Source organism: Variovorax sp. YR634 (assembly GCF_900106655.1).
Lineage (GTDB): Bacteria > Pseudomonadota > Gammaproteobacteria > Burkholderiales > Burkholderiaceae_C > Variovorax.
In genome coordinates this window covers 1-1,608 of sequence record NZ_FNOL01000057.1, presented here as the reverse complement: position 1 = coordinate 1,608, position 1,608 = coordinate 1, and the positions used below count along the sequence as shown (strand labels likewise).

The window sequence follows — 1,608 nt, the reverse complement described above, 5'->3', positions numbered from 1 at the left end:
GGGGGTGCGGATAAAAACTTGGACTGGTTTTATGTTGCAAGTCCAAGGCTCACCCGGTATTCGATAGGGCTGAGAGAGCCAAGGGAGATCTTGATCCGCTTCTCGTTGTACCAGCGGATGTACGAGTCGACCGCCGCGATGAATTGCTCAATGGTGGCGTTCTTCCAATCCCGAGGATAGAACAGCTCGTTCTTCAGCCGCCCGAAGAAGCCTTCGCAAGCGGCGTTATCAGGTGAGCACGCTTTGCGAGACATCGAGCGCGTGAGGTTCGCGTCGTTCATTCTTGATAGCCAACCTGGCCAGCGGTAGTGGCCGCCCCGATCGGAGTGAACCACAGGCCGGTCAGTAGTTTCGGCCACTGTCTCGATGGCTGCATCCAGCATCGTGTTGACCAACTCAGCGTCCGGACTGGTCCCAATGGTCCAGCTGACGACCATTCCATCGAAGCAGTCGATGATGGGCGAGAGGTACACCTTGCCAGCCGGGATCTGGAACTCCGTGATGTCGGTGAGCCATTTTTCGTTGGGGACCGCGGCCTGGAAGTCGCGGTTGATGAGGTTCTCAGGCGCTGGACTGATCTCGCCAAGGTATGACGCATACCTGCGCTTCCTGGGCTTTGGAACAACCAGGCTTTCCTGCCTCATCAACCGCTGCACGACCTTCTCGGAGATCGCGACGTCCTGCCTGGTGAGCGAAGCTTGCAGCCTGCGGTAGCCATAGCAGCGGTGGTTCGACTCAAAGATGTCGGTGATGGCTTGCCGCACCTCCAGGTACTTGTCACCCACCGCCGCACGGGCCCGATGGTAGAAGTACGAACTACGCGCAAGATCCAACTGTGCAAGAAGCTCTGGCAGGCCATAGTGCTTCCTGAGGGCGTCAATCAGCAGTGTCTTCTCCCGGTTGGACAGGAGCTGCAGGTCGACGCCCAGGCCTTTTTTTAACAGTTCATTGGCCTTGTTCAAGAGGTCCTGCTCAAGGCGAAGTCGCCTGACTTCGCGGCGCAGCGACTCAACCTGGCGCTCGAGCTCGTCGCGCTCTTGCGACGGCGGAGATTGATCGGTGCTTTTCATGGATGCGGGTGCCTTACGCCCCAGAAGTTGGTTCTTCCAGTTGTACAGCGTTGGCCGGCACACGCCGAACTTGTCGGCTACAGCTTGCGCACTTGCCTCACGCGTGCAAAGCTCCATGACTCCCGCTTGCATCAGCTCCCCGGAATATCTTCGTCGCCCCACGCTGCCGACGACTGTCCTTCTAGCCTCAGGAAGGGCCTCGCGAACCCAGGCGGTTAGCGTCCCCCTGCAGGGGTAGCCCAGTGCCCTCATGGTGGCAGCAATGCAGCGGTCGTGAGTGAGGTAGTGCTCGATAGCTGCCGCTTTTTGTTCCTGCGAGAACTTGGGTCTCCGGCCCGCATAGCCCGCTGGCAAGTCGAGCTTCTGCTGGTATTCGCTGTACCAGCCCTTCAGAGAATTCTTTGTTGGATAACCCAGCTGGCGGATGGTGGGTCTGACGCGTTTGCCAAGCTTGATGTAGAGCTGAACGGCTCGAATCCGATCTTCGTAGGAATACACGAACTACCTCCTGGTAGTCCAAGTTTTCGTCCGCACCCCC

At 58.5% G+C, this 1,608-nt stretch carries 1 protein-coding gene; it reads right to left on the bottom strand.

From position 1 onward, the window contains the following. Positions 1–29 precede the first annotated feature (29 nt). A complete protein-coding gene (locus tag BLV60_RS33825) occupies positions 30–1,568 on the bottom strand; it encodes an IS3 family transposase (RefSeq protein WP_093060165.1) in 1,539 nt (512 codons plus the stop codon). Between the last annotated feature and the right edge of the window lie 40 nt (positions 1,569–1,608).